The sequence below is a fragment of the Allobosea sp. AK1 genome (assembly GCF_006714945.1).
GTDB classification, from domain to species: Bacteria; Pseudomonadota; Alphaproteobacteria; order Rhizobiales; family Beijerinckiaceae; genus Allobosea; species Allobosea robiniae.
Genome location: NZ_VFMG01000001.1, coordinates 4,305,659 through 4,331,913 on the forward strand (window position 1 = coordinate 4,305,659; position 26,255 = coordinate 4,331,913).

Annotated in this window: 24 protein-coding genes; 14 read left to right on the plus strand and 10 right to left on the minus strand. The window is 66.7% G+C overall.

The features are described 5' to 3' along the window. Nucleotides 1-2: 2 nt before the first annotated feature. Complete coding sequence (locus FHT98_RS20725) at nt 3-1,046, plus strand: SDR family oxidoreductase (RefSeq protein WP_142115151.1); 1,044 nt, start codon at nt 3-5, stop codon at nt 1,044-1,046. Here FHT98_RS20725 and FHT98_RS20730 read toward each other — a convergent pair. From FHT98_RS20730 to FHT98_RS20740, 3 genes are all read right to left on the minus strand, one after another. Continuing rightward, the gene (locus tag FHT98_RS20730) at nt 1,027-2,526 is read right to left on the minus strand and encodes a tripartite tricarboxylate transporter permease (RefSeq protein WP_061964294.1); all 1,500 of its coding nucleotides are present in this window, start codon (nt 2,524-2,526) and stop codon (nt 1,027-1,029) included. The two genes, FHT98_RS20725 and FHT98_RS20730, sit on opposite strands and share 20 nt — an antisense overlap. Before the next feature lie 12 nt (nt 2,527-2,538). Further along, entirely contained in the window at nt 2,539-3,018 is a 480-nt protein-coding gene (locus FHT98_RS20735) for a tripartite tricarboxylate transporter TctB family protein (RefSeq protein WP_061964292.1), read from the minus strand. Between the two features lie 99 nt (nt 3,019-3,117). Continuing rightward, on the minus strand, nt 3,118-4,083 hold the full coding sequence (locus tag FHT98_RS20740; protein ID WP_091856144.1) for a Bug family tripartite tricarboxylate transporter substrate binding protein: 966 nt from the start codon (nt 4,081-4,083) through the stop codon (nt 3,118-3,120). Between the two features lie 225 nt (nt 4,084-4,308). On the opposite strand from FHT98_RS20740, the gene FHT98_RS20745 reads away from it, so the two are divergent. The 3 genes from FHT98_RS20745 to FHT98_RS20755 all read left to right on the plus strand — a co-directional run bounded on the left by FHT98_RS20745 (nt 4,309) and on the right by FHT98_RS20755 (nt 8,652). Then, the gene (locus FHT98_RS20745; RefSeq protein WP_142115152.1) at nt 4,309-5,565 is read left to right on the plus strand and encodes an O-antigen ligase family protein; all 1,257 of its coding nucleotides are present in this window, start codon (nt 4,309-4,311) and stop codon (nt 5,563-5,565) included. Nucleotides 5,566-5,574: 9 nt separating this feature from the next. Continuing rightward, nucleotides 5,575-6,945, plus strand: a complete 1,371-nt coding sequence (gene gor / locus FHT98_RS20750) for a glutathione-disulfide reductase (RefSeq protein ID WP_142115153.1) — start codon at nt 5,575-5,577, stop codon at nt 6,943-6,945. A gap of 321 nt (nt 6,946-7,266) precedes the next feature. Next, nucleotides 7,267-8,652 carry a class II 3-deoxy-7-phosphoheptulonate synthase gene (locus tag FHT98_RS20755; RefSeq protein WP_061964286.1) on the plus strand — a complete coding sequence of 462 codons (1,386 nt, stop codon included), beginning with the start codon at nt 7,267-7,269 and terminating at the stop codon, nt 8,650-8,652. Between the two features lie 78 nt (nt 8,653-8,730). On the opposite strand, the gene FHT98_RS20760 is transcribed toward FHT98_RS20755, so the two are convergent. After that, the gene (locus FHT98_RS20760; RefSeq protein WP_061964284.1) at nt 8,731-9,561 is read right to left on the minus strand and encodes an outer membrane protein; all 831 of its coding nucleotides are present in this window, start codon (nt 9,559-9,561) and stop codon (nt 8,731-8,733) included. 153 nt (nt 9,562-9,714) lie between these two features. Between FHT98_RS20760 and gltX the strand changes: the two genes are divergently transcribed. Both gltX and FHT98_RS20770 read left to right on the plus strand, forming a co-directional pair. Beyond that, on the plus strand, nt 9,715-11,070 hold the full coding sequence (gltX, locus tag FHT98_RS20765; RefSeq protein ID WP_142115154.1) for a glutamate--tRNA ligase: 1,356 nt from the start codon (nt 9,715-9,717) through the stop codon (nt 11,068-11,070). A 50-nt stretch (nt 11,071-11,120) separates the two neighbouring features. After that, entirely contained in the window at nt 11,121-11,447 is a 327-nt protein-coding gene (locus FHT98_RS20770; protein ID WP_113586078.1) for a hypothetical protein, read from the plus strand. Here the strand turns inward: FHT98_RS20770 and FHT98_RS20775 are convergent. Together FHT98_RS20775 and FHT98_RS20780 are read right to left on the minus strand one after the other, a co-directional pair. Continuing rightward, entirely contained in the window at nt 11,393-12,715 is a 1,323-nt protein-coding gene (locus FHT98_RS20775) for an MFS transporter (protein WP_142115155.1), read from the minus strand. The genes FHT98_RS20770 and FHT98_RS20775 overlap by 55 nt on opposite strands. Nucleotides 12,716-12,902: 187 nt before the next feature. Continuing rightward, on the minus strand, nt 12,903-14,015 hold the full coding sequence (locus tag FHT98_RS20780; protein WP_210244394.1) for a DUF2865 domain-containing protein: 1,113 nt from the start codon (nt 14,013-14,015) through the stop codon (nt 12,903-12,905). 321 nt (nt 14,016-14,336) lie between these two features. Here FHT98_RS20780 and FHT98_RS20785 point away from each other — a divergent pair, with 321 nt between their 5' ends. After that, entirely contained in the window at nt 14,337-15,287 is a 951-nt protein-coding gene (locus FHT98_RS20785; RefSeq protein ID WP_142115157.1) for a phosphoribosylaminoimidazolesuccinocarboxamide synthase, read from the plus strand. 12 nt (nt 15,288-15,299) lie between these two features. On the opposite strand, the gene FHT98_RS20790 is transcribed toward FHT98_RS20785, so the two are convergent. Then, nucleotides 15,300-15,797 (minus strand): MarR family winged helix-turn-helix transcriptional regulator, encoded by a 498-nt coding sequence (locus tag FHT98_RS20790; RefSeq protein WP_142115158.1) that lies wholly within the window; start codon nt 15,795-15,797, stop codon nt 15,300-15,302. Nucleotides 15,798-15,816: 19 nt separating this feature from the next. Then, nucleotides 15,817-16,902 (minus strand): TRAP transporter substrate-binding protein, encoded by a 1,086-nt coding sequence (locus tag FHT98_RS20795; RefSeq protein ID WP_142115159.1) that lies wholly within the window; start codon nt 16,900-16,902, stop codon nt 15,817-15,819. A gap of 62 nt (nt 16,903-16,964) precedes the next feature. Here FHT98_RS20795 and FHT98_RS20800 point away from each other — a divergent pair, with 62 nt between their 5' ends. From FHT98_RS20800 to FHT98_RS20815, 4 genes are all read left to right on the plus strand, one after another. Continuing rightward, the gene (locus tag FHT98_RS20800; protein ID WP_142115160.1) at nt 16,965-17,975 is read left to right on the plus strand and encodes a fumarylacetoacetate hydrolase family protein; all 1,011 of its coding nucleotides are present in this window, start codon (nt 16,965-16,967) and stop codon (nt 17,973-17,975) included. A gap of 93 nt (nt 17,976-18,068) precedes the next feature. After that, nucleotides 18,069-18,602, plus strand: coding sequence for a hypothetical protein (locus FHT98_RS20805; protein WP_142115161.1), 534 nt, complete (start codon nt 18,069-18,071; stop codon nt 18,600-18,602). 23 nt (nt 18,603-18,625) lie between these two features. Further along, nucleotides 18,626-19,024 (plus strand): lysozyme inhibitor LprI family protein, encoded by a 399-nt coding sequence (locus FHT98_RS20810; RefSeq protein WP_113586083.1) that lies wholly within the window; start codon nt 18,626-18,628, stop codon nt 19,022-19,024. A 91-nt stretch (nt 19,025-19,115) separates the two neighbouring features. Further along, a complete protein-coding gene (locus FHT98_RS20815) occupies nt 19,116-19,625 on the plus strand; it encodes a CreA family protein (protein WP_091855652.1) in 510 nt (169 codons plus the stop codon). A 107-nt stretch (nt 19,626-19,732) separates the two neighbouring features. On the opposite strand, the gene FHT98_RS20820 is transcribed toward FHT98_RS20815, so the two are convergent. Beyond that, nucleotides 19,733-20,059: a hypothetical protein gene (locus FHT98_RS20820; protein ID WP_061964262.1), complete on the minus strand. Its 327-nt coding sequence runs from the start codon at nt 20,057-20,059 to the stop codon at nt 19,733-19,735. A 329-nt stretch (nt 20,060-20,388) separates the two neighbouring features. Here FHT98_RS20820 and cysS point away from each other — a divergent pair, with 329 nt between their 5' ends. Together cysS and cimA are read left to right on the plus strand one after the other, a co-directional pair. Beyond that, entirely contained in the window at nt 20,389-21,906 is a 1,518-nt protein-coding gene (cysS, locus tag FHT98_RS20825; protein ID WP_142115162.1) for a cysteine--tRNA ligase, read from the plus strand. Between the two features lie 103 nt (nt 21,907-22,009). Continuing rightward, a complete protein-coding gene (gene cimA, locus FHT98_RS20830; RefSeq protein WP_142115163.1) occupies nt 22,010-23,608 on the plus strand; it encodes a citramalate synthase in 1,599 nt (532 codons plus the stop codon). Nucleotides 23,609-23,765: 157 nt separating this feature from the next. Here cimA and FHT98_RS20835 read toward each other — a convergent pair whose 3' ends face one another. Further along, entirely contained in the window at nt 23,766-24,104 is a 339-nt protein-coding gene (locus tag FHT98_RS20835; RefSeq protein ID WP_061964256.1) for a hypothetical protein, read from the minus strand. 177 nt (nt 24,105-24,281) lie between these two features. Between FHT98_RS20835 and FHT98_RS20840 the strand changes: the two genes are divergently transcribed. Continuing rightward, nucleotides 24,282-26,192: an ABCB family ABC transporter ATP-binding protein/permease gene (locus FHT98_RS20840; protein ID WP_142115164.1), complete on the plus strand. Its 1,911-nt coding sequence runs from the start codon at nt 24,282-24,284 to the stop codon at nt 26,190-26,192. Nucleotides 26,193-26,255 lie beyond the last annotated feature (63 nt).

Sequence of the window (26,255 nt, forward strand, 5' to 3'; positions counted from 1 at the left end):
ACATGACCCGCGATCTCGTCCTCGTGACCGGAGGCTCCGGCTTCCTTGCCGGGCACTGCATCCTGTCGCTGCTCGAAGCCGGTTACGACGTTCGCGCGACGCTGCGCGACCCGGCCCGCGAAGCCCCTCTCCGGGAAGCGTTGCGCTCGGCGGGGATGGATGCCGGCGACCGCCTGCAGGTCGCGGTCGCAGACCTGATGAGGGACGAAGGCTGGGTCGAGGCAGCATCCGGTTGCGCCTATGTCCAGCACGTGGCCTCGCCGCTGGCCGCCGCCGCACCGAAGGATGAGGACGAACTGATCCGCCCGGCGCGGGACGGGACGCTGCGCGTCCTGCGGGCTGCGCACCGGGCCGGGGTGAGGCGCGTCGTGCTGACCTCGTCCTTTGCCGCGATCGGCTATGGTCGCGCCGTGAAGCGCCCCTATGACGAGCGCGACTGGTCGAATGCCGCCGCGCCGGGGCTGGCTGCCTATCCGAAATCCAAGACGCTGGCCGAGCGGGCCGCCTGGGATTTCGTCGACGGCGAAGGGCAGGGGCTGGAGCTTTCGGTCGTCAACCCCGTCGGCATCTTCGGACCGCTGCTCGGTCGGGACCTGTCGGCTTCGATCCTGCTGGTCAAGACCATGCTGGACGGCAGGCTCTGGGCGGTGCCGCGCCTGATGTTCGGCGTGGTCGACGTGCGCGATGTCGCCGACCTGCATCTGCGCGCCATGACCGACGCGGCGGCAGCCGGCGAACGCTTTCTGGCCACGGCCGGCGACTTCATGACGATGCAGGCGATTGCCCAGGCGCTGAAGGATGGCCTTGGCGAGAACGCGGCTCGAGTTTCGACCCGCGTGCTGCCCGATTGGCTGGTGCGTTTTGCAGCGCGCTTCAGCGCGACCGCGCGTCAGGCGGCGACGCCCGAACTCGGCCGCAGCAAGAATGCGACGAGCGCCAAGGCGCAGGCCATGCTGGGCTGGCAGCCGCGCCCGGCCGCGGAGGCTCTCGTCGCCACGGGCAAGAGCCTCATCCGGCTCGGCTTCGTCAGTCCTCGGAAGCCTTGAAGCGGTTCAGCCCCTTCATCGCGAACGGTGCCACCAGCGCCAGGAAGGCGATGCCGAGCAGCGTCGCCGAGATCGGGTTCTCCAGCAGGATCATCGGATCGCCGAGGCTGATCTGCAGCGCGCGGCGCAACTGCGCCTCCGCCATCGGGCCGAGGATGAGCCCGACGACCATCGGTGCCACCGGATAGTCGTAGCGGCGCATCAGATAGCCCATGAAGCCGAAGGCGAAGAGCATGCCGAGCTCGACCGGCGAGCTGTTGACCGCCAGCGTGCCCATCGTCGCGAAGACGATGATGCCGGCATAGAGCCAGGGCTGCGGGATCGCCAGCAAACGGACCCAGAGCCCGATCAGCGGCAGGTTGAGGATCACCAGCATGACGTTGGCGACGAAGAGCGAGGCGATCAGGCCCCAGACCAGGTCAGGCTTCTCGGCGAAGAGCAGCGGGCCGGGATTCAGCCCGTATTGCTGGAAGCCGGCGAGCATGATCGCCGCCGTCGCCGAGGTCGGCAGGCCGAGCGTCAGCAGCGGCACCAGCGTGCCGGCGGCCGAGGCGTTATTGGCCGCTTCCGGCCCGGCGACGCCCTCGATCGCACCCTTGCCGAACTCGTCCGGGTATTTGCAGAGCTTCTTCTCGGTCGAATAGCTCAGGAAGGTCGGCACCTCGGCGCCGCCGGCCGGCAGGGCGCCGATCGGGAAACCGAAGGCGGTGCCGCGCAGCCAGGGCGCCCAGGAGCGCTTCCAGTCTTCCTTGGTCATCCACAGCGAGCCCTTGATCGGAATGATCTCCTCGGGGTCGCGGAAGCGCTTGGAGGCGACGTAGAAGGCCTCGCCCACCGCGAACAGACCGACGGCGAGCGTCGTGACCTCGACGCCGTTGAGCAGTTCCGGCACGCCGAAGGTCAGGCGCGCCTGGCCGGTGAGCTTGTCGATGCCAATCAGGCCCAGCGTGATGCCGAGGAACAGGCTCGTCAGGCCGCGCAGCGGCGAGTCGCCGAATGTCGCGGAGACCGTGACGAAGGCGACGATCATCAGCGCGAAATAGTCCCACGGCCCGAATTTCACCGCGATCTGGACGAGCCAGGGCGCCAGGAACGCAAGGCCGATCGTCGCGATCAGGCCGGCGACGAAGGAGCCGATCGCCGAGGTCGCGAGCGCCGGTCCGCCACGGCCGGCCTTGGCCATCTTGGAACCTTCGAGCGCGGTCGCGAGAGAGGCGCTTTCGCCCGGCGCATTGAGCAGGATCGCGGTGGTCGAGCCGCCATACATGCCGCCATAGTAGATGCCGGCGAACATGATCAGCGACCCGGCTGGATCGAGCTTGAACGTCACCGGCAGCAGCAGCGCCACGGTCAGCGCCGGGCCGATGCCCGGCAGCACGCCGACGGCCGTGCCGAGGAAGACGCCGATCAGGCAGAACATCAGCTTGGCGGGCTCGAAGGCGACGCCGAAACCGTGCATCAGGGAGAGCATCGTATCCATGTCGGGCTCTCCTCAGAGGAACAGGCGCTCGAGCGGACCCGACGGCAGGATCAGCGTCAGGAGCTTGGCGAAGACGAGGTAGATGACGAGGCCGAGCACGAAGCCGATCACGGCGTCGACCAGCAGGCCCTGCCGGCCCATGCCGCGGGCGGTGCAGGCGAAGACCACGGCGATGGCGATGATGAAGCCGCCGCCGAGCCCGATGCAGGCGATCAGGAAGATCAGGCCGCCCGCGATCCAGAGCAGGGCCTTGCTGTCGGCCTCCTCGGGCCGCGGCAGGCCCTCGCGGAAGGCGACCACGAAATGCGCCAGGCCGAGGATGACGAGCCCCGCCGCGACGACATAGGGCATGGCCGTCGGGCCGACGCCGTATGTGGAGGTGATCGTCTGCTGGGAGGCGTCATAGCCGACGAAGGCGGCGACGATCAGCAGCAGGACGCCCACCAGCAGGGCCGGTTTGTTGGCACCTTGCGTGCGCGTGTCGTTGGTCATGGCGTTCCCGCAGTGGTGGCCGGCGTCGTTCTTGGCGCTTCTGGCGGTTGGAAAAGGGGCCGGTTTCCCGGCCCCTGCTGGTTCTGGTGCGATGCTGGCTTACTTCACCAGGCCGACATCGACCATGACCTTGGAGACGCGTTCGATCTCGCCCTTCAGGAAGGTGTCGAAGGCGGCGCCGCCGAGGAAGGAATCGTCCCAGCCGCGGGCCTTGAGGATTTCCTGCCATTCCTTCGACTTGACCATCTTCTCGACCGTGTCGGTCAGGGCCTTGGTCTGCTCGGCGGAGAGGCCGGGAGGCGCCACGACAGAGCGCCAGTTCAGGAGCTCGAGATCGATGCCCTGCTCCTGCAGCGTCGGCGCGTCAGGCGCGTTCTCGAGGCGCTTGGGCGAGGAGACCGCGAGCACGCGCAGCTTGCCGGCCTTGATCTGACCCTCGAACTCGCCATAGCCGGAGACGCCGGCCGTGACGCGCCCGCCGAGCATCGCCGCCAGGGCCTCGCCGCCGCCCGAGAACGGGATGTAGTTGATCTTCTTGGCGTCGGCGCCGACAGCCTTCGCGAACAGCGCCGCGAGGATGTGGTCGGTACCGCCGGCCGAGCCGCCGGCCCAGGTCACCTTCGCCGGGTCGGCCTTCAGGCGCTCGGCCAGGTCCTTGGCGGTCTTGAGCGGCGATTCCGTCGGCACGACGATGACTTCGGCCTCGGCGGTGAGGCGCGCGATCGGCGTCACCTGGGTCAGGTTGACCGGCGACTTGTTGAGCAGGATGGCGCCGACCATGACGAAGCCGTTGACCATCAGCTGGTCGCCGGCGCCCTTGGCGCCGATCAACTGGGCGAGGCCGATGGTGCCGCCCGCGCCGGTCACGTTGTTGACCTGCACGCTCTTGACGATGCCGGCGGCCGTCAGCGCCTGCTGCATCGAGCGGGCCGTGCCGTCCCAGCCGCCGCCCGGCGCCGCGGGGGCCATGATCTTCAGCTCGGCGAGCTGGGCGAAGGCCGCCGTCGAGAGGGCAGCCAGGGCCACCGCCGTCAGGGCCGTGCGCTTCAGGATGGATGTCAGCATGAATTCCTCCGCTTGCGGGGCTTTGCCCCCGGGTTTCTTGAGGCGCTCCGCCTGTGGCACCTTGCCGCGCCGGTCGTCAATTGCGCCTGATTGCATAATCGGAAGTCAAGAATTTTCGACGACAGGGCGTTTTCGCCGCATCTTCTATGCCTTTGGTTCTACGACTCGATCGATTGTTCAGGGCGGCCACTGGCCGCGCCCGGCAGGATCGCGTAAGCGCAGGCCATGAGCCCCCCGATAATTCCCGGCTTCCCGCCTTCTGAGCCGATTCTGTCGCGGCGTCTCGTGCGTCTCGGCACGGGCCTGTTGATCGCATTGCCGCTGGCCATGTGGCTCGCGAACCGCTCCGCTCCGCTTGTCCTGGGATTGGCTGCCCTGTGCTTTCTCGCGTCGGTGGTCGCGGCCGAGGGTTGGTCCTCGCTTCTGCCGCGTCTCCGGGCACGGCTGCTTGCGCCGGCCGGGCTGGCGCTCGGCGGTTTCCTGCTCTGGTCGCTGGCCACCATCGCCTGGAGCCACCGCATGGGGCCGAGCCTGGCGATGTGGGGCGAGCTCGCCCTGCCGATGGCGAGCGGCCTCGTCATCGCTGCCAGCGGCCGCTTCCATCCGGATCGGCGGGAAAGCCGCGCTCTGGCGGTTGCGATCGCCCTTGCAGGGGTCCTGATGATGGCAGAACTCGCAACCAACCTGTCCGTGCGCATCGCGCTCGATATCGGCAAGCAGGTCACCTACATCTTCAACCGCCCCGTGCTGACCTGCCTTGTCCTGCTCCCCGTCGCGGTTGCGGGGCTCTCCTTGCGGTGGCGTGGCAGCGCGCTGGACTGGCTTCTGGCGGCGGCTGCGGTCGTGGTCGTCGCCATGATCTCCTTCGATTCCGAGAGCGGGGCGGCCGGCCTCGGTTTCCTGCTTCTCGCGCTGACCTGGCTCGCCGCCCGACTGCTGCCCCGCCTGATGCTCGCGCTCGTCGCCCTGGGTTTCGTCGCCACGATGGCGCTGGCGCCGGTGATGGGTCGCCTCGGTGATGAAGCGCTGCCGCAATCCCTGCATGAACGGCTCGCCAATTCCCATTCGCGCGACCGGGTCGACATCTGGCTGAGCTTCGGCGAGGCCATCCGGGCGCGCCCCGTGCTGGGCTCCGGTTTCGGCACGTCGCCCACACTGGATCGTCATCCGGTGGCGCTTGAAGTTTCGCCGCCGCGCCGCCAATTGCTCGCGGTCGGTCATCCGCACAGTGCGCCGGTCCAGGCCTGGGTCGAGACGGGCGCGATCGGTGCGGGCTTGCTGACGCTGGCTGGGCTGGCGCTGCTTTGGCGCCTGAGGCATCTGCCGGCGCGCGACCTTGCACCGCGCCTGGCGCTGGCCGCCAGCGCCTTCGGGGTAGCGACGGTGGCGCACGGGGCCTGGCAGGGGTGGTGGATCGCCGCGCTGGCGTTGGCGGCCGTCTGGTTTTTCTGCGGCGTGCCGTCTGCCGATCGGCACGATTGAGAGGATATCATGGCTGAGTTCGACGTCGATCTCTTCGTCATCGGGGCGGGTTCGGGCGGCACGCGTGCGGCACGCATCGCTGCCGGCCACGGCGCCCGCGTGATGATCGCCGAGGAGGACCGGATCGGCGGCACCTGCGTCATCCGCGGCTGCGTTCCCAAGAAGCTCTTCGTCTATGCCAGCCGCTTCGCCGAGGATTTCGAGGACGCTGCCGGCTTCGGCTGGACGCTGCCCCAGGCGCCCGTCTTCGACTGGCCGACATTGCGCGATGCCGTGGCCAACGAGGTCACGCGCCTGTCGGGCCTCTATCGCAAGGGGCTTGAGGGCGCCAAGGTCGAGATCCGCGAGGAGCGCGCCGTCGTCGAGGGGCCGCATCAGGTCCGGCTGGCGAAGAGCGGCGAGGTCATCCGCGCCCGTCACATCCTCGTCGCGACCGGCGGCTGGCCCTCCTTCGACCCCCCGATCCCCGGCGGCGAGCTCGGCATCTCCTCCAACGAGATCTTCCATCTGCCGGCGCTGCCGAAGCGCCTGCTGGTCGTCGGCGGCGGCTATATCGCGCTGGAATTCGCCAGCCTCTTCGCCCGCCTGGGCGTCGCGGTGACGGTGCTGCACCGGGGCGACAACATCCTGCGCGGCTTCGACGAGGACATCCGCAACCGCCTGCGCGACGCGCTCGTCCATGCCGGCATCACCCTGCGGCTCGGCTGCACGATCGAGCGGATCGAGGAACTGCCGGACGGTGCCCGCCGCGCCCATTGCGCCAAGGGGGCGCCGATCGACGCCGATATCGTCCTCGTTGCCACCGGCCGCCGGCCGAACACGCGCGGCCTTGGCCTGGAGCAGGCCGGCGTCGCGCTGGGCTCGCTCGGCGAAATCAAGGTCGATGCGGCATCAGCCAGCAGCGTGCCCTCGATCCATGCCGTCGGCGACGTGACCAACCGGGTCAACCTGACTCCGGTGGCGATCCGCGAGGGCCACGCCTTCGCCGACTCGACCTTCGGCAGCCGGAACTGGACCGTCGACCATGCCACCATCGCCTCGGCCGTCTTCACGACGCCGGAGATCGGCACCGTAGGCCTGTCGGAGGCTCAGGCCGTGGCGGCGGGGCACAAGGTCACCGTCTTTGAATCCGGCTTCCGCCCGATGAAGGCGACGATCTCCGGCCGGCAGGAGCGCATCTACATGAAGCTCGTCGTCGATGCGCAGTCGGACAAGGTACTCGGCGTCCATATCCTCGGCCACGATGCCGGCGAGATCGTCCAGGCCGTCGCGATCGCCGTGACGATGGGGGCGACCAAGGCCGATTTCGACCGCACCGTCGCGTTGCATCCCAGCGCAGCGGAAGAGCTGGTGACGATGCGCACGCCGCGGGCGGGCTGAGGCAACGAGCCACCCTTGTCATCCCGGGTTCTTCGCTTCGCGAAGCCCGAGAATGACAAAGCGCGTTCCCGCCGCTGCGTTGAATCACTCTGTGAAGCGCTTGAATCAGGGTGGCAGGCCGTTGCCGCGATAGGTCAACGGCTTCCGCTATTTCGTTGCGGAGAATCGCCTTTTCCGATGCGTTCGCCGAGCGGCGACGCTGCCGGGAGCGCGGCCTTCCGCCAGATGGTGGTCATTCCCACATCATCGGTGTATAGCCGCCCCTTCGCGCTACCAAGAGGTTAACGTTGCGCGATCTCACAGTCAGGAGCACGTAGTCCCATGTCCGAGCGGTGGACGCCAGAGAGCTGGAGGGCCAAGCCCGTCCAGCAGATTCCGGAATATCCGGACCAGGCAGCCTTGAAGGCGGTCGAGCAGCAGCTCGCCGGCTTTCCGCCGCTCGTTTTTGCAGGCGAGGCGCGCAAGCTCAAACGGGCGTTGAGCAAGGTCGCCGCCGGTGAGGCCTTCCTACTGCAGGGGGGCGATTGCGCCGAGAGCTTCGCCGAGCATTCGGCCGACAACATCCGCGACTTCTTCCGGCTGTTCCTGCAGATGGCGGTCGTCCTGACCTTTGCCGGCGGCTCGCCGGTGGTGAAGGTCGGCCGCATCGCCGGCCAGTTCGCCAAGCCGCGCTCGGCCCCGACCGAGACGATCGGCGGCGTCGAGCTGCCGAGCTACAAGGGCGACATCGTCAACGACAACGAGTTCACGGCCGAGGCGCGCATCCCCGATCCGCGTCGCCAGCTCGAGGGCTATCGTCAGTCGGCGGCGACGCTGAACCTGATCCGCGCCTTCGCGACCGGCGGCTATGCCAATCTCGACAACGCGCATCGCTGGATGCTCGGCTTCGTCAAGGATAGCCCGCAGTCGCATCGCTATCAGGAGGTGGCCGAGCGCATCACCGAGGCGCTGGACTTCATGCGCGCCATCGGCATCGATCCGGAGACCCATCCGGAGATGCGCACGACCGACTTCTACACCAGCCACGAGGCGCTGCTGCTCGGCTACGAGCAGGCGATGACGCGCACGGATTCGACGACCGGCGAATGGTACGCCACCTCCGGCCACATGGTCTGGATCGGCGACCGCACGCGTCAGATCGATCACGCCCATGTCGAGTTCTTCCGCGGCATCAAGAACCCGATCGGCCTGAAATGCGGCCCCTCGACCACGGTCGATGGCCTGCTCAAGCTGATCGACGTGCTCGATCCGCAGAACCAGGCGGGGCGGCTGACGCTGATCGCGCGCTTCGGCGCCGACAAGGTCTTCGACCATCTGCCGGCGCTGGTGCGGGCGACGAAGCGCGAAGGCCGCAACGTCGTCTGGTCCTGCGACCCGATGCACGGCAACACGGTCAAGGCCGCGAGCGGCTACAAGACCCGGCCCTTCGACCTGATCCTGGGCGAGGTGAGGAACTTCTTCGCCGTCCATGAGGCCGAAGGCACCCATGCCGGCGGCCTGCATCTGGAAATGACCGGCAAGAACGTCACCGAATGCACCGGCGGTGCCCGCGGCATGACCGATGCGGACCTCAACGACCGCTACCACACGTTCTGCGATCCGCGCCTCAATGCGGAGCAGGCGCTGGAGCTCGCCTTCATCGTCGCCGAGCTGGTCAAGCGCCAGCGCGCCGGCCGGGCGCGGCCCGAGGTCGAGGCGGCCGAGTAAGGCGTTTCGCCAGCGGACGAAAAAAGAAAAGGCCGGGGCTTTCGCCCCGGCCTTTTTTTGCAGTCTGTCGATGGTCGCTCAGAATTTAAGGGCGGCGCCGACACGGGCGGTATTGACGTTGACCGTCACGCCTTCGACGTCGTTGAAGCTGCTGAACAGATACTCGCCGCGGACCACAAAGTTGTCGGTGAGGGCGGCTTCCAAACCACCGCCCACCGAATAGCCGTAGCCCCAGACGTCCTTCTTCGCCCCGCCAAGAATGCGCGGCCAGCCGAAGTAATTGTTTCCGTTGGCGTTTGCCCAACCGGCAGCGACGGCGACGTTGGTGTCGAAGCGGCCGGCGGCGGCGCCGGCCGTGAAGTACGGCATCCACATGCCGTAGGCATAGCCGAGGCGGATACGGGCGTTGACGTAGTCGTTCAATCGCGCATTCTGGACGGAGGCAATCGCCATTGCACCAGAGCCCAGCAGGCGCGCTTCCAGCGTGGATGCGGATGTGGACTGGTCGATGCGGGAGTACTCCGCCTCGAAGCCGATGACCGCATCGCCGAAAGCCATGTTGTACCCGGCGAACACGCCGAAGCTTGTGCCACGATCGCTGCGGGGCGAGGTGAGGACGAGCTGTCCTGGATCGAGCTCGTTCAGGACAGTGGTGCCGTTATAGGCGCCTCTGGCGATGTCGAGAACGCCCTTGTCGGTGCGAAAACGTGTTTGCGAGAGGCCACCGAAGCCACCGAGATAGAAACCCGACCAATTGTAGGATCCGCCGGAGAATGTAGGAGCCGGTGGCGCGTCCTCGATCTGCGAGCCGCGCAGCACCGGATAATCGGCGGCCAGCGCGGGGGCGGTAAGTGTCGTGGCGGCGAGGGCGATGAGCCCGAAGCTTGGCGCGATGGAACGGATGCGCATCCTGATCTCCCCGAGCAGCGGTCCGGTTCCACCCGTTTCACCCTGCTCCGAGGATGATTCATGCCTCGGTAACCCTAATGTCGGGTTAACGGTGGGGAACTTCGGTCAACGACGCGATTGTCGCGTGCCGGCAAACGCGCCATAAGCCGGGCCATGACACTGTCTGCTGCAATTCGGCCTCTGGTTCGCTTCGCGCCGTCGCCCACCGGCTACCTTCATATCGGCAATGCCCGGCCGGCGTTGTTCAACTGGCTGTTCGCCCGCCGGCATGGCGGCCGCTTCCTGCTGCGCTACGACGATACCGACATCGCCCGCTCGAAGGCGGAATATGCCGAGGCCATCGCCGAGGACCTGGGCTGGCTCGGCATCGTGCCCGATCAGGTGATCCGCCAGTCAGAGCGGCTGGCGATCTATGACGCCGCAGCCGAGCGCCTGCGCGGGGCAGGGCGGCTCTACCCCTGCTACGAGACGGCAGACGAACTCGACCGGCGCCGCAAGCGCCAGCTCGCCCGCGGCCTGCCGCCGATCTACGACCGCGCCGCGCTGAAGCTTACCGACGAGCAGAAGGCGGCCTTCGCGGCGGAAGGACGTAAACCTCATTGGCGCTTCCTGCTGGAGGCCCGCGAGGTCGCCTGGGACGATCTGGTCCGCGGCGCCTCGCATGTCGATTGCGCCTCGCTCTCGGACCCGGTTCTGGTCCGCGAGGACGGCAGCTATCTCTACACGCTGCCCTCTGTCGTCGACGACATCGAGACCGGCGTGACCCATGTCATCCGCGGCGAGGACCACGTCACCAACACCGCGGTCCAGGCCCAGATCTTCGAGGCACTCGGCGCGAGCCTGCCCGTCTTCGGCCATCACAACCTGCTGACCACCACGAGCGGCGAGGGCCTGTCGAAGCGCCTCGGACATCTCTCGCTGCGCGGACTGCGTGAGACGGGCGTCGAGGCACTGGCCGTGGCGGCGCTCGCGACGCTGGTCGGCACCTCCGATGCGGTGCGCCCGGTCGCGAGCCTCGACGAGCTCGCAGGCCTTGTCGAACTCGCCCATGTCTCGCGCGCGCCGGCCAAGTTCGACGAGCACGAGCTGGAGACGCTGAGCGCCCGCACGCTGCATCAGTTGCCGCTGGCCGCGGTATCGGAGCGGTTGGCTGCGCTCGGCCTCCCGGTCGACGAGGCGTTCTGGCAGGCCGTGCGTGGCAACCTCGCGAAGCTGGACGAGGCCGCCCAGTGGTGGCGGGTCGTGCAGGGACCGGTCGCACCGGTGATCGCCGACGCCGGCTTCGCCGCGACGGCGGCTGAGCTGCTGCCGGCCGAGCCCTTCGACGCGACGACCTGGAAGAGCTGGACGCAAGCTGTCGCGGCCGCGACGGGCGCCAAGGGCAAGGCGCTGTTCATGCCGCTGCGCCAGGCGCTGACCGGGCTCGACCACGGGCCGGAGCTCGCCGCGCTGCTGCCGCTGATCGGGCGGGAGAAGGCGCTGAAGCGTCTTGCTGGCGCAACGAGCTGATCAACTTTCCGGACAGGAGTCGCTCAGCGAATGGTGTAGCGGCTCCATTGATGAGCGACGCTATCTCTCCCGAAACTGGTATTCGGTGCTTCGTGGTCGAGAAGCACAGCCACTGTTTTATCGCGAGCCGTTATGTGGTTGAGGCCTACGGAACGAAAGCTCGTGGGGAATTCATCGCCCTCACCGTGATCATCCTGCCCGCAGTCGATCTGGATTTCTCCGTCATCGAAGAAAACGACATGGCAAACGGGCCTGTCGTTCAGAAAGACATGATTGCAGACAAAACACCTTCGCTCCATTTGACCGCCCAAGAGTCCGCCTCTCACTCGTGCCGCTCCATCGCCGAAGCGTGCTTGGTGTCGCGCATGGTCGAATAGACCAGGAATGACAGGAAGATGATGCCGGCGAGGTAGTAGTAGAACCACTGCTCATGGCCCTGCTGCTTGAAGAACAGGGCGATGGCAGGCGCCGTGCCGCCGAAGATCGAGACCGTCACGGCATAGGGCACGGCAACGCCGGTGGCGCGGATCGCGGTCGGGAACAGCTCCGCCTTCACCACGGCATTGATCGAGGTGTAGCCCGCCGTGAACAGCCAGGCGCCGCAGAGCAGCAGGAAGGCGACGAAGGCCGATTTGGTTCCCGCCAGCGTGGTCAGGATCGGCACGGTCAATAGCGTGCCGGCGAGCCCGAAGAAGATCAGCAGTGGTTTGCGGCCGATACGGTCGGAGATCGCGCCATAGATCGGTTGCAGCACCGCCGCGAAGATCAGCGAGCCCGCGATGACATAGGTCGTGGTGATGTCGGAGAGGCCGACCGTCTGCTTGACGAAGGTCTGCATATAGGTGGTGAAGGTGTAGAAGGCGGCGGTGCCGCCGGCCGTCAGGCCGACCACGATCGCCACCTCGCGCGGGTATTTGAGCAGGCCCTTGAGCGAGCTTTCCTTCTTCATCGTCGCCTTGGCGGCCTCGAAGGATTCGGTCTCGTGCATATGCCGGCGCATGAACATCGCGGTGACGGCGAGAATCGCGCCGATGACGAAGGGGATGCGCCAGCCCCAGTCGACGAGCTGCTCATGCGTCAGGAAGACGTTCTGGAGCAGCAGCAGCACCAGGATCGCGGTGAGCTGGCCGCCGATCAGCGTCACGTACTGGAAGCTCGAATAGAAGCCGCGATGCTCGGGATCGGCGATTTCGGTGAGATAGGTCGCGCTCGCCCCGTATTCGCCGCCGAGGCTCAGGCCTTCGATAATGCGCGCCAGCGCCAGCAAGGCCGGTGCCGCGAAGCCGATCGTCGCATAGGTCGGGGTGAAGGCGATGATCAGTGAGCCGAAACACATCATCAGCACTGACACCATCAGCGAGAGCCACCGGCCATAGCGATCGGCGAGATGGCCGAAAAGCCAGCCGCCGATCGGCCGTACGATGAAGCCCGCCGCGAACAAGGTCGCGGCGTTGAGCTGTTGCACCACCGGATCATGCGAGGGAAAGAACGCCGGCGCGAAATAAAGCGCGAAGGCCGTATAGGCGTAGAAATCGTACCACTCGACGAGATTGCCGACCGAGCCGATGAAGATCGCCTTGAGGCGGCGTTTGGCATCGCCGAATTCGATGGGATGGGCGGGAGGTGTCGCAGTCGTCTCGGACATGGCGGCCTTCTGAGCTGGGGAGCGTCAGAGGCGGGCGCGCGGCGCGAGAGCCACGGGACGGGTCTGGCGGCCTCCCGGAGGCGGCTTAGATGGCCCTGTTATGCGGCGGTTTCGGCTATGCGTCCAGCAGCCGGCGTGCCGTTCCGGGGTGGTCTTCCATGCGTCGCTGGCATGGAACTTTTCGCCTTCAGGGCCGCGCGACCTGCGGGCTCAGGTTGGGCGCGAGATTGGGCGCGACAATCCGCACCGCGCGGCGCTCGCCGGTCGTGCTGCGCGATTCGCTCTTCAGCCCGTCCTTCTTGTCGAGCACCTTCTCACCCACCGCATCGGGGCCGACGCCAGCCGATTCGGTGCCGGATGTCGGCGAATCCTCGGATGGCATCGGCTTCTCGTCCGGGACCTCCGGAACGGGCGCCGGCACCGGCGCCACCGCCTGGGCGGCTGCTCCCTTGCGCTTGGGATCGGGCTTCGGACGCGACAGTTCGGCGGCGCGCTGCTCGCTGACGATGACGTCGCCCTTGCGCTTGTCGAGCAGGTATTCGGCATCCTTGAGGGCGGCCGACCAGCTCTGTCCCTGCCCGCGGCAGGTGCAGGCGGCATCGAAGCTGCGGGTATATTTGCCGGCATTGGCCAGCGAGGAATAGGGCTGGCCGGTCGCGCGCGAGGCAGCGTTCTGGATGTCGCCGCCGGTGCTCATGCCATAGGCCAGCGTCTCGGTGCCCGGGCAGAGCGCCTGGCACATCTCGTCGCCATTGCCGGTATTGTTCGAGAGCGGGAAGAAGAAGCCGTCGCAGGTCCGCACGCAGACGGTCTGCGGGCCGCCCAGGCGCGGCTTGGCCGGCTCGGTCGGCTGCTCGGGATCGAGTTCCGGCAGGGTCGAATCGATTTCGCCGGGGCCGGGGTCACGCCCGAAGATCGTGTCGAAGAAGCCGCGCGGCTGCGCCCGGCAGTTGTTGTTGATGGCCGACGCGAGCTGGGCGCGGCGTTGTTCGATGCCTCCACCCTCCGCCTGGCTCTGCAGCGCACCGTACTGGTTCTGCAACTGGCCGAGCTGCTGGCGGATGAAATTGCATTGCGGCGGCGGCGAGTCGAAAAAGCTGAAGCCGCGGTCGCAGCCCATGGAGCGATACTGGTTGCTCAGTTGCGCGAGCTGGGCGCCAACGCGCCGCGCGGCCTGCGCCGCGCGCGGATCGCCGCCGCTGCGGCCCTGCAGGCTTTCCAGCTCGGCGCGCCAGGCGTTGCAGGACGCCGACTGCGCCACAGCGGTGCCACCGAGGGCCGCCAGCATCAGAAGGGCCATGCCGAAGCGTCTGGAAAGTCGCAGCATCATCGCGGGTCGGGTCACGTCATCCATGGTCGAGCCGGCGGGCCGGCCCTGTTCGGGAGCTTTGGTCTAGAACACCCGCCAAACACGACGGAACTATGGAGCGGAGCCTCGCCTGATAGGCCGCGGGGACGCTCCATCGCGAGGGCCTCGCATGCCACATTCAGGCAGTCGCAGCAATCCGGGGACGCCTCGGCCGCGCCGGTGGTGGAAAACTTTCGCTTTCGCTAGAAGACCTGTGGCAGCGGCAAGGCCGCGCCGGCCTTCCGTGCAGCGCCAATGAGGCAAGCCCCGCCCATGTCCGATTATCTGCCTCTTCACGAAGCCGTCATCCCGGAGCTGCCGAACTATTATCGCGGCAAGGTCCGCGAGAATTACGACCTGCCCGACAACCGCCGCATCCTGATCTCGACCGACCGGCTCTCCGCCTTCGACCGGGCGATCGCCGCGATTCCGCTGAAGGGCCAGGTGCTGACGCAGACCGCGCGCTACTGGTTCGAGCAGACCGCCGATATCTGCCCCAACCATGTGCTGGAATACCCGGACCCGAACGTGGTGGTCGGCCGGCGGCTGGAGATCCTGCCCGTCGAGATGGTGGTGCGCGGTTATCTCGCCGGCACGACCGGCACCTCGATCCTGACCATGTACAAGCAGGGTCGGCGCGAGATGTACGGCATGACGCTGCCGGAGGGCCTGCGCGACAACGAGGCGCTGCCGCAGGCGATCATCACCCCAACCAGCAAGGCTTTTGACGGCGGCCATGACGAGCCGCTCTCGGCCGCGCAGATCGTCGGCGAGGGTTTGCTGACGCAGAAGCAATGGGACGAGGTTTCGGCCTATGCGCTGGCGCTCTTCGCCCGCGGCCAGAAGCTCGCCCGCGAGCGCGGGCTGATCCTCGCTGACACCAAATACGAGTTCGGCACCGATGCCGAGGGCCGCATCGTGCTGGCCGACGAGATCCATACGCCGGATTCCAGCCGCTACTGGTTCGCGGAAACTTATCCCGAGCGCTTCGCTACCGGCGGCAAGCCCGAATCCTTCGACAAGGATTTCGTGCGCAACTGGGTCGTGGCGCGCTGCGATCCCTATACGCAGGACCTGCCGCCGATCCCGCAGGAGCTGATCGACCAGACGTCGGCGGTCTATGTCCGGGCCTATGAGGCGATCACGGGCACGGCTTTCGCCTATCCGCCGAAGGGCGAGGATCCGGCGCAGCGCATCCGGCGCAATCTGGCGCAATATTTCTAAGCGGCGGGGCGCTTAAGCCCCGTCTTCTTCGCGATAATTCCCGGCCAGATGCCGGCCGCGCTCCGTCAGCGTCGAGAGCACGCGCTCGAACACCTTGAGCTCGTCGGGCGCGATGCCGTCGATCCAGCGGGCTTCGAAACCCAGCGCCAGCGGCACGATCTGGTCGTAGATGCGCTTGCCCGCCGGCGTCAGCGCGACGAAGGATTCGCGCCGGTCCTGCCGGTTCTCGGCGCGCGAGACCAGCCCGCGCTTCTCCAGCTCGCCCACGGCGCGCGAGACCTTGGTCTTGTGCATCTGGGCGAGCTCGCCGATGTCGCGCGAGGTCAGCTTGCCGAACTCGCCGAGCTGCGCGACCACCCGCCATTCCGGGATGCCGATGCCGAAGCGTTCGCCATAGATGCGCCCGAGCGCGCGTCCGCCGAGCGTGCCGACGACGTTGAGGCGATAGGGCAGGAAGCGCTCCAGATGGAGCGCCTGATCTTCCGTATCAGCGGCTGGCTTCTTCGTCATGATGATGACCGCTCGCGCCTCAGCGTGCCTTCAGCCGGTTCATGAACGAGTCGTAGGACAGTTCCGCGATCTGCCACCAGAGCAGGTTCTCGCCGCGGAAGGCGACCATCGAATCGTAGCCCTTCTTGAAGTCCGGGCTCTTGGCGCTGGTCTCGGCATAGTATTCCTCGGCCGCCTTCAGCGCCGCTTCCATCACCGGCAGCGGGAAAGCCTTGAGTTGCGCGCCCTGCGCCACCAGCCGGCGCAGGCCGCCCGGATTCACGAAGTCGTATTTGGCCAGCATCCAGTTATTGGCCGCCTCGCAGGCGTTCTGGACGATCGCCTGATAGTGCTTCGGCAGTTTGGCCCAGGCGTCCTTGCCGATGATCAGGTGCAGCATCGCGCCGCCCTCCCACCAGCCGGGATAATAGTAGTATTTGGCGACGCGGATGAAGCCGAGCTTCTCGTCGTCATAGGGGCCGACGAACTCGGCCGCATCGATCGCGCCGCGCTCCAGCGCCGGATAGACGTCACCGGGCGCGATCTGGGTCGGCACCACGCCGAGCTTGGCGAGAACCGCCCCGCCCATGCCGCCGATGCGGAACTTCAGGCCCTTGAGATCGTCGATGCTCTTCAATTCGTTGCGGAAGAAGCCGCCCATCTGGCAGCCGGAATTGCCGCAGGGGATCGCATAGGCGTTGAAGCGGTCGAGCACGCCGTTCACGATCTGCTCGCCGCCGCCGAAGAACCACCAGCTATGCTGCTGGCGGGCGTTGAGGCCGAAGGGGATGCCGGTGCCGAGGCCCAGCGTGGGGTCCTTGCCGATGTAGAAATAGGTCGGCGAATGCGCGCATTCGACCGTGCCGGACGAGACCGCGTCGAGTGCCTGCAGGCCGGGCACGATCTCGCCGGGCGCGAAGACCTGGATCTCGAACTTGCCGTCCGTCGCCTCGGAGACGAGCCTCGAGAACTGCTGGGCCGTGCCGAAGATCGTGTCGAGCGATTTCGGGAAGCTCGACGTCAGCCGCCATTTCACCTCGGGCTGCGACTGCGCGATCGCCGGCATCGCGACCGTCGTCGCGGCGGCGGCCAGTGCCCCCGATTTCAAAAAGCTGCGACGTTCCATATGGTTTCCTCCCGAAGGCTGGTTATGCCTTTATTGGCGCGTCCGGGAAGGAATGAAAAGACATGAAGCTTGCCTCGCTCGCGCATGGCCGTGACGGCCGTCTCGTCGTCGTCTCCAGGGATCTGACCCGCGCCACCGATGCCTTTCCGGTCGTGCCGACGCTGCAGGCGGCGCTTGACGACTGGGGCTGCCACGCCCCGCGCCTTGCCGATCTCGCCGAGGGGCTCGAGCACGGCTCCGTGCCGTCCTTCCGCTTCCACGAGCATGACTGCGCCGCGCCCCTGCCGCGCGCTTATCAATGGCTCGACGGCTCGGCCTATGTGAACCATGTCGATCTCGTCCGGAAGGCGCGCGGTGCCACGATGCCGGAGAGCTTCTGGACCGATCCGCTGATGTACCAGGGCGGCAGCGACGCCTCGCTCGGCCCGCGCCAGGCCGTGCAGGCCCGCAGCGAGGAGGACGGCATCGATTTCGAGGCCGAGATCGCGGTCGTCACCGGCGACGTGCCGATGGGCGCGACCCGCGAGGAAGCGCTCGGGTCGATCCGCCTCGTCATGCTCGTCAACGACGTGAGCCTGCGGAATCGAATTCCCGGCGAATTGGCGAAAGGCTTCGGCTTCGTTCAGTCGAAGCCGTCCTCGGCCTATTCTCCGGTCACGGTGACGCCGGACGAGCTGGGCGAGGCCTGGCGTGAGGGCCGGCTGCATCTGCCGCTGCTCGCACTGGTCAACGGCACGCTCTTCGGCAAGCCCGATGCCGGCGCCGACATGACCTTCGATTTCGGCACGCTGATCGCCCATGCCGCCGCGACGCGCCGCCTCTCGGCCGGCACGATCATCGGCGCCGGCACGGTCTCCAATCGCGACGCCGATGGCGGGCCCGGCCGGCCGGTCGCGGAAGGCGGGCAGGGTTATGCCTGCATCGCCGAGCAGCGCATGGTCGAGACGATCCGGCAGGGCGAGGCGAAAACGCCCTTCCTGCGGTTCGGCGATACGGTCCGCATTGAGATGAAGGACGCTTCCGGCCATTCGATCTTCGGTGCGATCGAGCAGGAAATCCTGCCCCACGGTTGATCGAGTTCCCGGCTGCCACGGCTTGGCGGCAGCCGGGCGGCCGGATAACGTTGCGACCGCAGCGCCGATCCCAGACGCGAGAGCCGAGACGCCATGACCGAGACCGTGCCGTTCTATTCGACCGCCATCCCGCTGGCCTTCTTCGTCTGGGGGCCGGTCCTGGTGGTGGTGCTGTTCTGGGCGGTCGGCGTCTGGTCGAACCGTCAGGGCGTGCCGCGCATGCTGGAAAGCGACTGGGACGGCTACAGCGTCGCCGATGTCGAGAAGCTCTTCACGCTCTATGGCGAGGACAAGCGCGCGCGTTACCGCAACCGCGTGCTGCCGGCCGATGTCGCCTGCGCCTTCACCTATGCGATCGTCGGCGCGCTGATCATCGCCGGCCTCAGCCTGCGCGGGCAGCCCTGGTGGGTGGCGGCGCTCTGCGGCGGCGGCTGGCTTCTGGGCGGGCTCTGCGATGTCGCGGAGAATTTCGCCGTGGCGCGGCTGCTCGATCGCTATCCGCAGGTCGATGGCGGCAATGTCGCCTTCGCCAGCACCATGACCCGGCTGAAGCTGGTTCTCTTCGCCCTCGGCGTCGTCGGTGCGCTCGCCGCCGCCTATCTCGTCTTCAAGCCGCTGGCGGGTTGATGGCCGCTCGAGGGAGATGCGTGATGAGACGACGACTGCCTGCGCTTCTGCTCTGGGGAGGCCTGTGCCTCTGCCTGGCTCGGCCGGCAGCGGCCGACGCCGAGCATGACCGCTGCATCGCCGCGTCCGACGGCACGAATACGGCCTGGGCCACCTGCGGCGCTGACCTGCTGAAGCGCGAGGACGGGCGACTCAACGGAGCCTGGAAGCGGGTCTTTGCCGGGCTGCCGGACGAGACGCGAAAGAACCTGCTCGACGAGCAGCGCGCCTGGAACGCCTTCAAGGAGACGAGCTGCCTGTTCTACCGCAGCGACGATTGGGGGCGGGAAGGGCAGGTGCTGCACTTTCCGCTCTGCCGTGCGGCGGTGATCGCCGAGCGCGTCAAGGCGCTGGAAGGTTACGGCACCTTCTTCAAGCAGTGACGGCGCGCTGCGAGGCTGGCATTCCGGCGCGAGCGCTACCATATCGCGTCGGCCCGAAGCCTGCCCCGTTCGAGACCTGCCGGAGTTCACGATGAGCCTGTCCCGCCGCCTGCCAGCCATGCTCCTCCTCGGTCTCGCCTGCGCCGGTCCGGCGATGGCGCAGGAAGACCTGATCTTCCGCAAGTCGACCGTCTGGAAGATGCTGACGCCGAACGACAAGCTCGCCGTCTACGGCGTCGACGATCCCATCGTCGAAGGCGTCGCCTGCCACTACACCGTGCCCGAGAAGGGCGGCGTCTCCGGCATGTTCGGCGTTGCCGAGGAGGTCTCCGAGGTCTCGCTCGCCTGCCGTCAGGTCGGTCCGATCAAGTTCAAGGAAAAGGCCGAGCAGGGCGATGTCGTCTTCCGTGAGCGCCGTTCGCTGGTCTGGAAGAAGATGCAGATCGTGCGCGGCTGCGATGCCAAGCGCAACGTGCTGGTCTATCTCGTCTATACAGACAAGCTGATCGACGGCTCGCCGCAGAACTCGACCTCGACCGTGCCGATCATGCCCTGGGGTAATTCGGGTGAGCCGCCGAAATGCTCGGACTGGATTCGGTGAAGGCATCAGATCGAAAAGTGGATTCCACTTTTCGGATAAATCTGATCGCAGACTAAAGAGTTAGATCGCCACTCTGCGTCCGACAGGCCGCCGCGATCTAGCGAGAGTTATTCGCCGCAGGTAATGCTGAGCGGCTGCTCGGCCAGTTGCGCCGGGCTCTGCTTCGTCACCGAGCCGGTGAAATCCTCGCGGGCGGCGACGCCGAAGGTGACCGCCTTGCCGAAGCCCTGCGATTCGCACCAGGCGTTCGCGACGATCTGGCCGCATTCGGCCCTGGAGGAGATGCAGTCGGCGACGCCGTAGCCGTCGCTGGCCGGGATCAGGAAGGTGCGCGGCTCGCTTGCGGCGGCTGAGCGGCTGCTCGGCATGATCGAGAGCGAGATGCCGGCGGCGACGACCCCGAGCAATCCGACAAAGGCCACGGCGCGGCGCATGAGGTGACGTTCCTGATGGATCGCGGACGGAGAGCCCGCGAATCGGGAGGATGGTTCCGCCCGGTTAAATTTGAATGAACTGCGGCAATATCGAGGCGATGCTGCATCGCAGCAATCGGGCGCCCTCTTGACGGAAAGCCCGCGGAAAGGCAATCAGTTCCTCCCATGACGCGAGCCGCCATCAACAGCCTCTGCATTATTTGCCGCTAGCTTTCGCTGGCCGGCTGCTCACGTCCTCGTCCTGAAAACGAACCGACAAAAGCGCCCCGGCCAGCGGCCAGGCCCTTTTTCGTATTTCGCCGTTCGTTTCGTTCCAGGATTTCGCCCCGATGTCGCCGACCCTGAGGCTCTACAACACGCTGACGCGCACGAAGCAGGACTTCGCGCCGATCGATCCGTCGAATGTCCGCATGTATGTCTGCGGCCCGACGGTCTATGATTACGCCCATATCGGCAATGCCCGCCCGGTCATCGTCTTCGATGTGCTTTACCGGCTTCTGCGTCATATCTATGGGGCGGAGCACGTCACCTATGCCCGCAACCTCACGGACGTCGACGACAAGATCAACGCCCGGGCGGCGCGTGACTATCCCGGCCTGCCGCTGAACGAGGCGATCGCGAAGGTCACCGAAACGACGACGGCGCAGTTTCACGCCGATATCGATGCGCTCGGAACACTGCGGCCGACGACGGAGCCGCGCGCCACCGAGCATATCGAGGAGATGAAGGCGATCATCGAGCGCCTGATCGCGCGCGGCGTCGCCTATGTCGCCGAGGAGCATGTGCTCTTCCACGTCCCGGCCGTCGCCCATCTCGTGAAGGCGCCGAAATACGGCACGCTTGCCCGCCGCTCGCTCGACGAGATGCTGGCCGGCGCCCGCGTCGACGTCGCGCCCTACAAGCGCGACGCGATGGATTTCGTGCTCTGGAAGCCGAGCCGTGACGGCATCGATCCCGGCTGGCCGTCGCCGGCCGGCATCGCCACGCCCGGCCGCCCCGGCTGGCATATCGAATGCTCGGCCATGTCGATGGCGAAGCTGCTGACGCCTTTCGGCGGTGGGCTCGCCTGCGACGATCCGATGAAGAACGCCTTCGACATCCATGGCGGCGGCATCGATCTCGTCTTCCCGCATCATGAGAACGAGATCGCCCAGTCCTGCTGCGCCTTTGGCGGTGGCGAGGGGCAGCCGCGCATGGCCAATATCTGGATGCATAACGGCTTCCTGCAGGTCGAAGGCGAGAAGATGTCGAAGAGCCTCGGCAACTTCGTCACCATCAACGAACTGCTGGAGACGGAGACTTTCGGTGGCCAGAAGTGGCATGGCCGCGTGCTGCGTTTGGCGATGCTGATGACCCAGTACCGTCAACCAATTGACTGGACAGCCGACCGATTGGTCGAGGCGCGTTCGGCTCTGTTTGAATGGAACGAGCTGTGCTTCGAGGCGCCCGAAGGGGATCAAAAAGTCGAAGAAGTCATCAGGCCTCTGTTCGATGATCTGAACACTCCAGCGGCAATCGCAGGGCTTCATGCCTTAGCCAAGGCCGTCCGCAGCGAAAACGGGCCTCCGAAAGTGGCCGCTGCCTCTCGACTGCGGAAGGCTCTGACGCTGCTGGGCCTCTATCACGATGGCCCTTCTGTCGAGCTACTTAGGCAGGACGTCCGAGATCGAGAGCTGGATCGCAAAGTTAATAGCCTGATCGCGGCCCGTCTCGACGCCCGCCGCGCGAAGAACTTCGCCGAGTCCGATCGCCTCCGCGACGAGCTCGCCGCGCTGGGCATCGCGCTCAAGGACGGCAAGGACCCCGCCACCGGCGCGCCGACGACCACTTGGGAGGTGAAGCGATGAGCCCGAAGATCCGCCCGGCGGGCTCGCTCTCCTTCGCCATCAAGCTGGTCATGCTGGCGATGGTCGTGCCGCGCGTCGTTCGCTTCAAATTGAGGCGGGAGCGATGAGCGCGGCCCGCGTCCATCTCTTCGACACGACGCTGCGCGACGGCGCCCAGACCACGGGAGTCGACTTCTCGCTCGACGACAAGCGCGCGGTCGCGGCCCTGCTCGACCGGCTCGGCGTCGATTATGTCGAAGGTGGCTATCCCGGCGCCAATCCGCTGGATACCGCCTTCTTCGAGCAGAAAGCGACGAAGCAGGCGAAATTCGCCGCTTTCGGCATGACCAAGCGGGCAGGGCGCTCGGCCGCCAACGATCCCGGCATCGCCGCGCTGCTGGCGGCGAAGGCCGACGCCATCGTCTTCGTCGCCAAGGCCTGGGACTATCATGTCCATGTCGCGCTCGAGATTTCGCTGGAGGAGAACCTCGCCGGCATCCGCGAGAGCGTCGAAGCGGCGAAGGCCGCTGGCCGCGAGGTGATGCTCGATTGCGAGCATTTCTTCGATGGCTACAAGGCCAATCCCGATTACGCGCTCGCCTGCGCCCGCACGGCCTATGAGGCCGGCGCCCGCTGGGTCGTGCTCTGCGACACCAATGGCGGCACATTGCCTGATGAGGTCGGTGCGATCGTGCGCGAAGTCGCGAAGGTCGTTCCCGGCGACAATCTCGGCATCCACGCCCATGACGATTGCGGCTGTGCGGTGGCCAACTCGCTGGCGGCGGTCGAGGCCGGCGCGCGTCAGATCCAGGGCACGCTCAACGGCCTCGGCGAGCGTTGCGGCAACGCCAATCTCGTCACCCTGATCGGCGCGCTCAAGCTAAAGGAGCGCTATCGCGGCCGCTTCGAACTCGGTGTCGACGAGGAGCAGCTCGGCGAATTGACCCATGTCTCGCGGGCGCTCGACGAGATGCTGAACCGCGCGCCGAACCGGCACGCGCCCTTCGTCGGCGCCTCCGCCTTCGCCACCAAGGCCGGCATCCATGCCTCGGCCGTGCTGAAGGACCCGCGCACCTACGAGCATGTCGCGCCGGAGGCGACCGGCAATACCCGCAAGGTCCTGATCTCCGACCAGGGCGGCAAGTCGAACCTCGTCGCCGAGTTGGAGCGCATCGGCGTCACGCTCGGCCGCGACGACCCGCGGCTCAACCGCGTGCTGCAGGAGGTCAAGGACAAGGAGGCGCAGGGCTATGCCTTCGAGGGCGCCGACGCTTCGTTCTTCCTGCTGGTGAAGCGCATTCTTGGCGAGGTCCCGGATTATTTCGCGGTCGAGCGTTTCGCCGTGAATGTCGAGCGCCGCCACAATGCGCTGGGCGAGCTCGTCACCTTCTCCGAGGCGATCGTGAAGGTGAAGGTCGGCGACGAGGTGCTGATCTCGGCGGCGGAGGGCGATGCCGGCCCGGTCAATGCGCTCGACATCGCCTTGCGCAAGGATCTCGGCCGCTATCAGTCGCTGATCGGCGGCTTGCGTCTCGTGGACTACAAGGTCCGTATCTTCCAGGGCGGCACGGATGCGGTGACGCGCGTGCTGATCGAATCCGGCGACGAGACGGGCGAGCGCTGGACCACCGTCGGCGTCAGCGCCAACATCATCGACGCTTCGTTCCAGGCACTGGTCGACTCGATCACCTACAAGCTGGTGAAGGCCGGCGCGACGGCGTGAAGAGCCTCTCGCCGAAAACGCTGGTCATCCCGGGCGAAGCGAAGCGCAGACCCGGGATCCATTCCTGAACCTTTGCCGGGAGCGCTCTGGCATGGATCCCGGATCGGCGCGGCTTCGCCGCTTGTCCGGGATGACCGTGTGGGAGGCGGTTAGACGCTCACTCCGTTAGGCGAATGACCCGGTCCCTGCACAGGTCCATATCGGCGTCGCTCTCGGCCTCATCGTCGAACCGCGCCTGCACCGTATAGGAGCAGCCCTGCGGCTTGTTGAGCTTGAGCGCGATGCTCTTGCCGGGCGCCAGCGGCTTGGCAAGCTTGGCGACGAGACGCGGCTGATCGCCGGGCGTGGCGATCGCGAAAGTGCTCAGCGGCACGGCGCGCTGGTTGGTGATCGTGATCTGCGGATGTGGCCGGGAATTCTGCGCCGTGGCGGGCAGGGCGAGCAAGAGGGCGGCGGCGATGCCGATCCCGGAAGCGACAAGCTGTTGAGCCTTCATGGTGTTTCCTTCCCTGATGGCGGGCGTCGAGCGCCATGGCCGGGATCAGATACCCGTGATGGGGCGCTGGCAAGGCAGCTTTCGGGCAGCCTGCCGCATGTCCCCGGCGCAACGACATTCCCATGCAAAGGCGCGCGATTGCGTCTATACGGGCGCTCTAACTGGAATCGTTTGAAAATGTCCGCGCCGTCTGCGCCGTCCCCGGCGCCGAGCTTTCATCGCTCTGCCGTGATCCAGCCCGGGTCCGGTTTCTTCGCCACTTTCCGTGCGCTCTGGCCCTATCTGTGGCCGGCGGAGCGCGCCGATCTGCGCGGCCGCGTCGTCGCGGCCTTTGCGCTGATGGTGGCCGGCCGGCTCGTGCTGATGGGCGTGCCCTTCACCTTCAAATGGGTGACGGATGCATTGGCCGGTTCCTATTCGAATCTGGAGAAATGGCTGCCCTGGCTGGTCGGCGCGCCGCTGGCGCTGACGATCCTCTACGGTCTCGCCCGTGTCGGCGCGGCCGCCTTCGTGCAGTTGCGTGATGCCATCTTCGCCCCGGTCTTCATGCATGCGGTGCGCACGCTCGCCTTGCAGACCTTCGGCCACCTCCACCACCTCTCGCTGCGCTTCCATCTCGAGCGCAAGACCGGTGGGCTCACCCGCGTGCTGGAGCGCGGCCGCAACGGCATCGAGGAGATGGTGCGCCTCGGCCTCAATCAGCTCGTGCCGGTGATCATCGAGGTTTCGTTGATCATCGCCGTGCTGCTGTATCTGTTCGACTGGCGCTATGTCGCCGTGCTGGTCGCGATGGTCACGGCCTACATGACCTACACCATCAAGGCGACGGAGTGGCGCATCGCCATCCGCTTGGCGATGAACGAGTCGGATACCGACGCCAATGCCAAGGCGATCGACTCGCTGCTCAACTACGAGACGGTGAAGTATTTCGGCGCCGAGGCCCGCGAGACCGCGCGCTACGACCAGTCGATGGCGCGCTACGAGCGCAACTCGATCAAGTCCTACACCTCGCTCGCCTGGCTGAATTTCGGCCAGGCCGCGATCTTCGCGGTGGGGCTGACGCTGTCGATGGTGATGGCGGTGCGCGGCTTCCAGGCGGGCACCAACACGGTCGGCGACCTCATCCTGATCAACGCCATGCTGATCCAGCTCTACATCCCCCTGAATTTCATGGGCACCGTCTATCGCGAGATCAAGCAGGCGACGCTCGACATTGCCCAGATGTTCTCTCTGATCGGCCGCGACCCCGAGATCCAGGACAAGCCTGGCGCCCTGCCGCTTGCGGTCCCGGCGGGAGAGGTCGCCTTCGAGGACGTGCATTTCGCCTATGTGCCGGAGCGGCCGATCCTGCGCGGCGTCTCGTTCAAGGTCCTGCCGGGGCAGACGATCGCCATCGTCGGCCCGTCCGGCGCCGGCAAATCGACGATCTCGCGCCTGCTCTTCCGCTTCTACGAACCGCAGAAGGGCCGCATCCTGATCGACGGCCAGCCGATCGCCGATGTCCAGCAGGTCTCGCTCAGGGCCGCGATCGGCATGGTCCCGCAGGATACGGTGCTGTTCAACGACACGATCGAGTACAACATCCTCTATGGCCGCCCCGAGGCATCGATGGAGGAGGTTGCGGAGGCCGCGCGCCTCGCCCAGATCGACCGCTTCATCCGCACGCTGCCGGAAGGCTACGCCACCTCGGTCGGCGAGCGCGGGCTGAAGCTCTCCGGTGGCGAGAAGCAGCGCGTCGCCATCGCCCGCACCATCCTGAAGGGGCCGCCGGTGCTCGTCCTCGACGAGGCGACCTCTGCGCTCGATTCCTTCACCGAGAAGGAGATCCAGGATGCGCTCGACCGGGTCAGCGAAGGCCGCACCACGCTGGTCATCGCCCATCGCCTGTCCACGGTGGTCAATGCCGACGAGATCATCGTGCTCGACAAGGGCCAGATCGTCGAGCGCGGCCATCACCGCGACCTGCTTGCGGCCGGCGGCGTCTATGCTGCGATGTGGAACCGCCAGCGCGAGGTCGACGAGGCCAAGGCGACCCTCCAGCGCGCCACCGAAGCCGAGGGCGAGAGCGTCAGGGTTACGCTGTCGTAAAATGCGCGTCATGCTCGGGCTTGACCCGAGCATCTCTTGCCGGAGGAGGCTCCAGCACTTCGT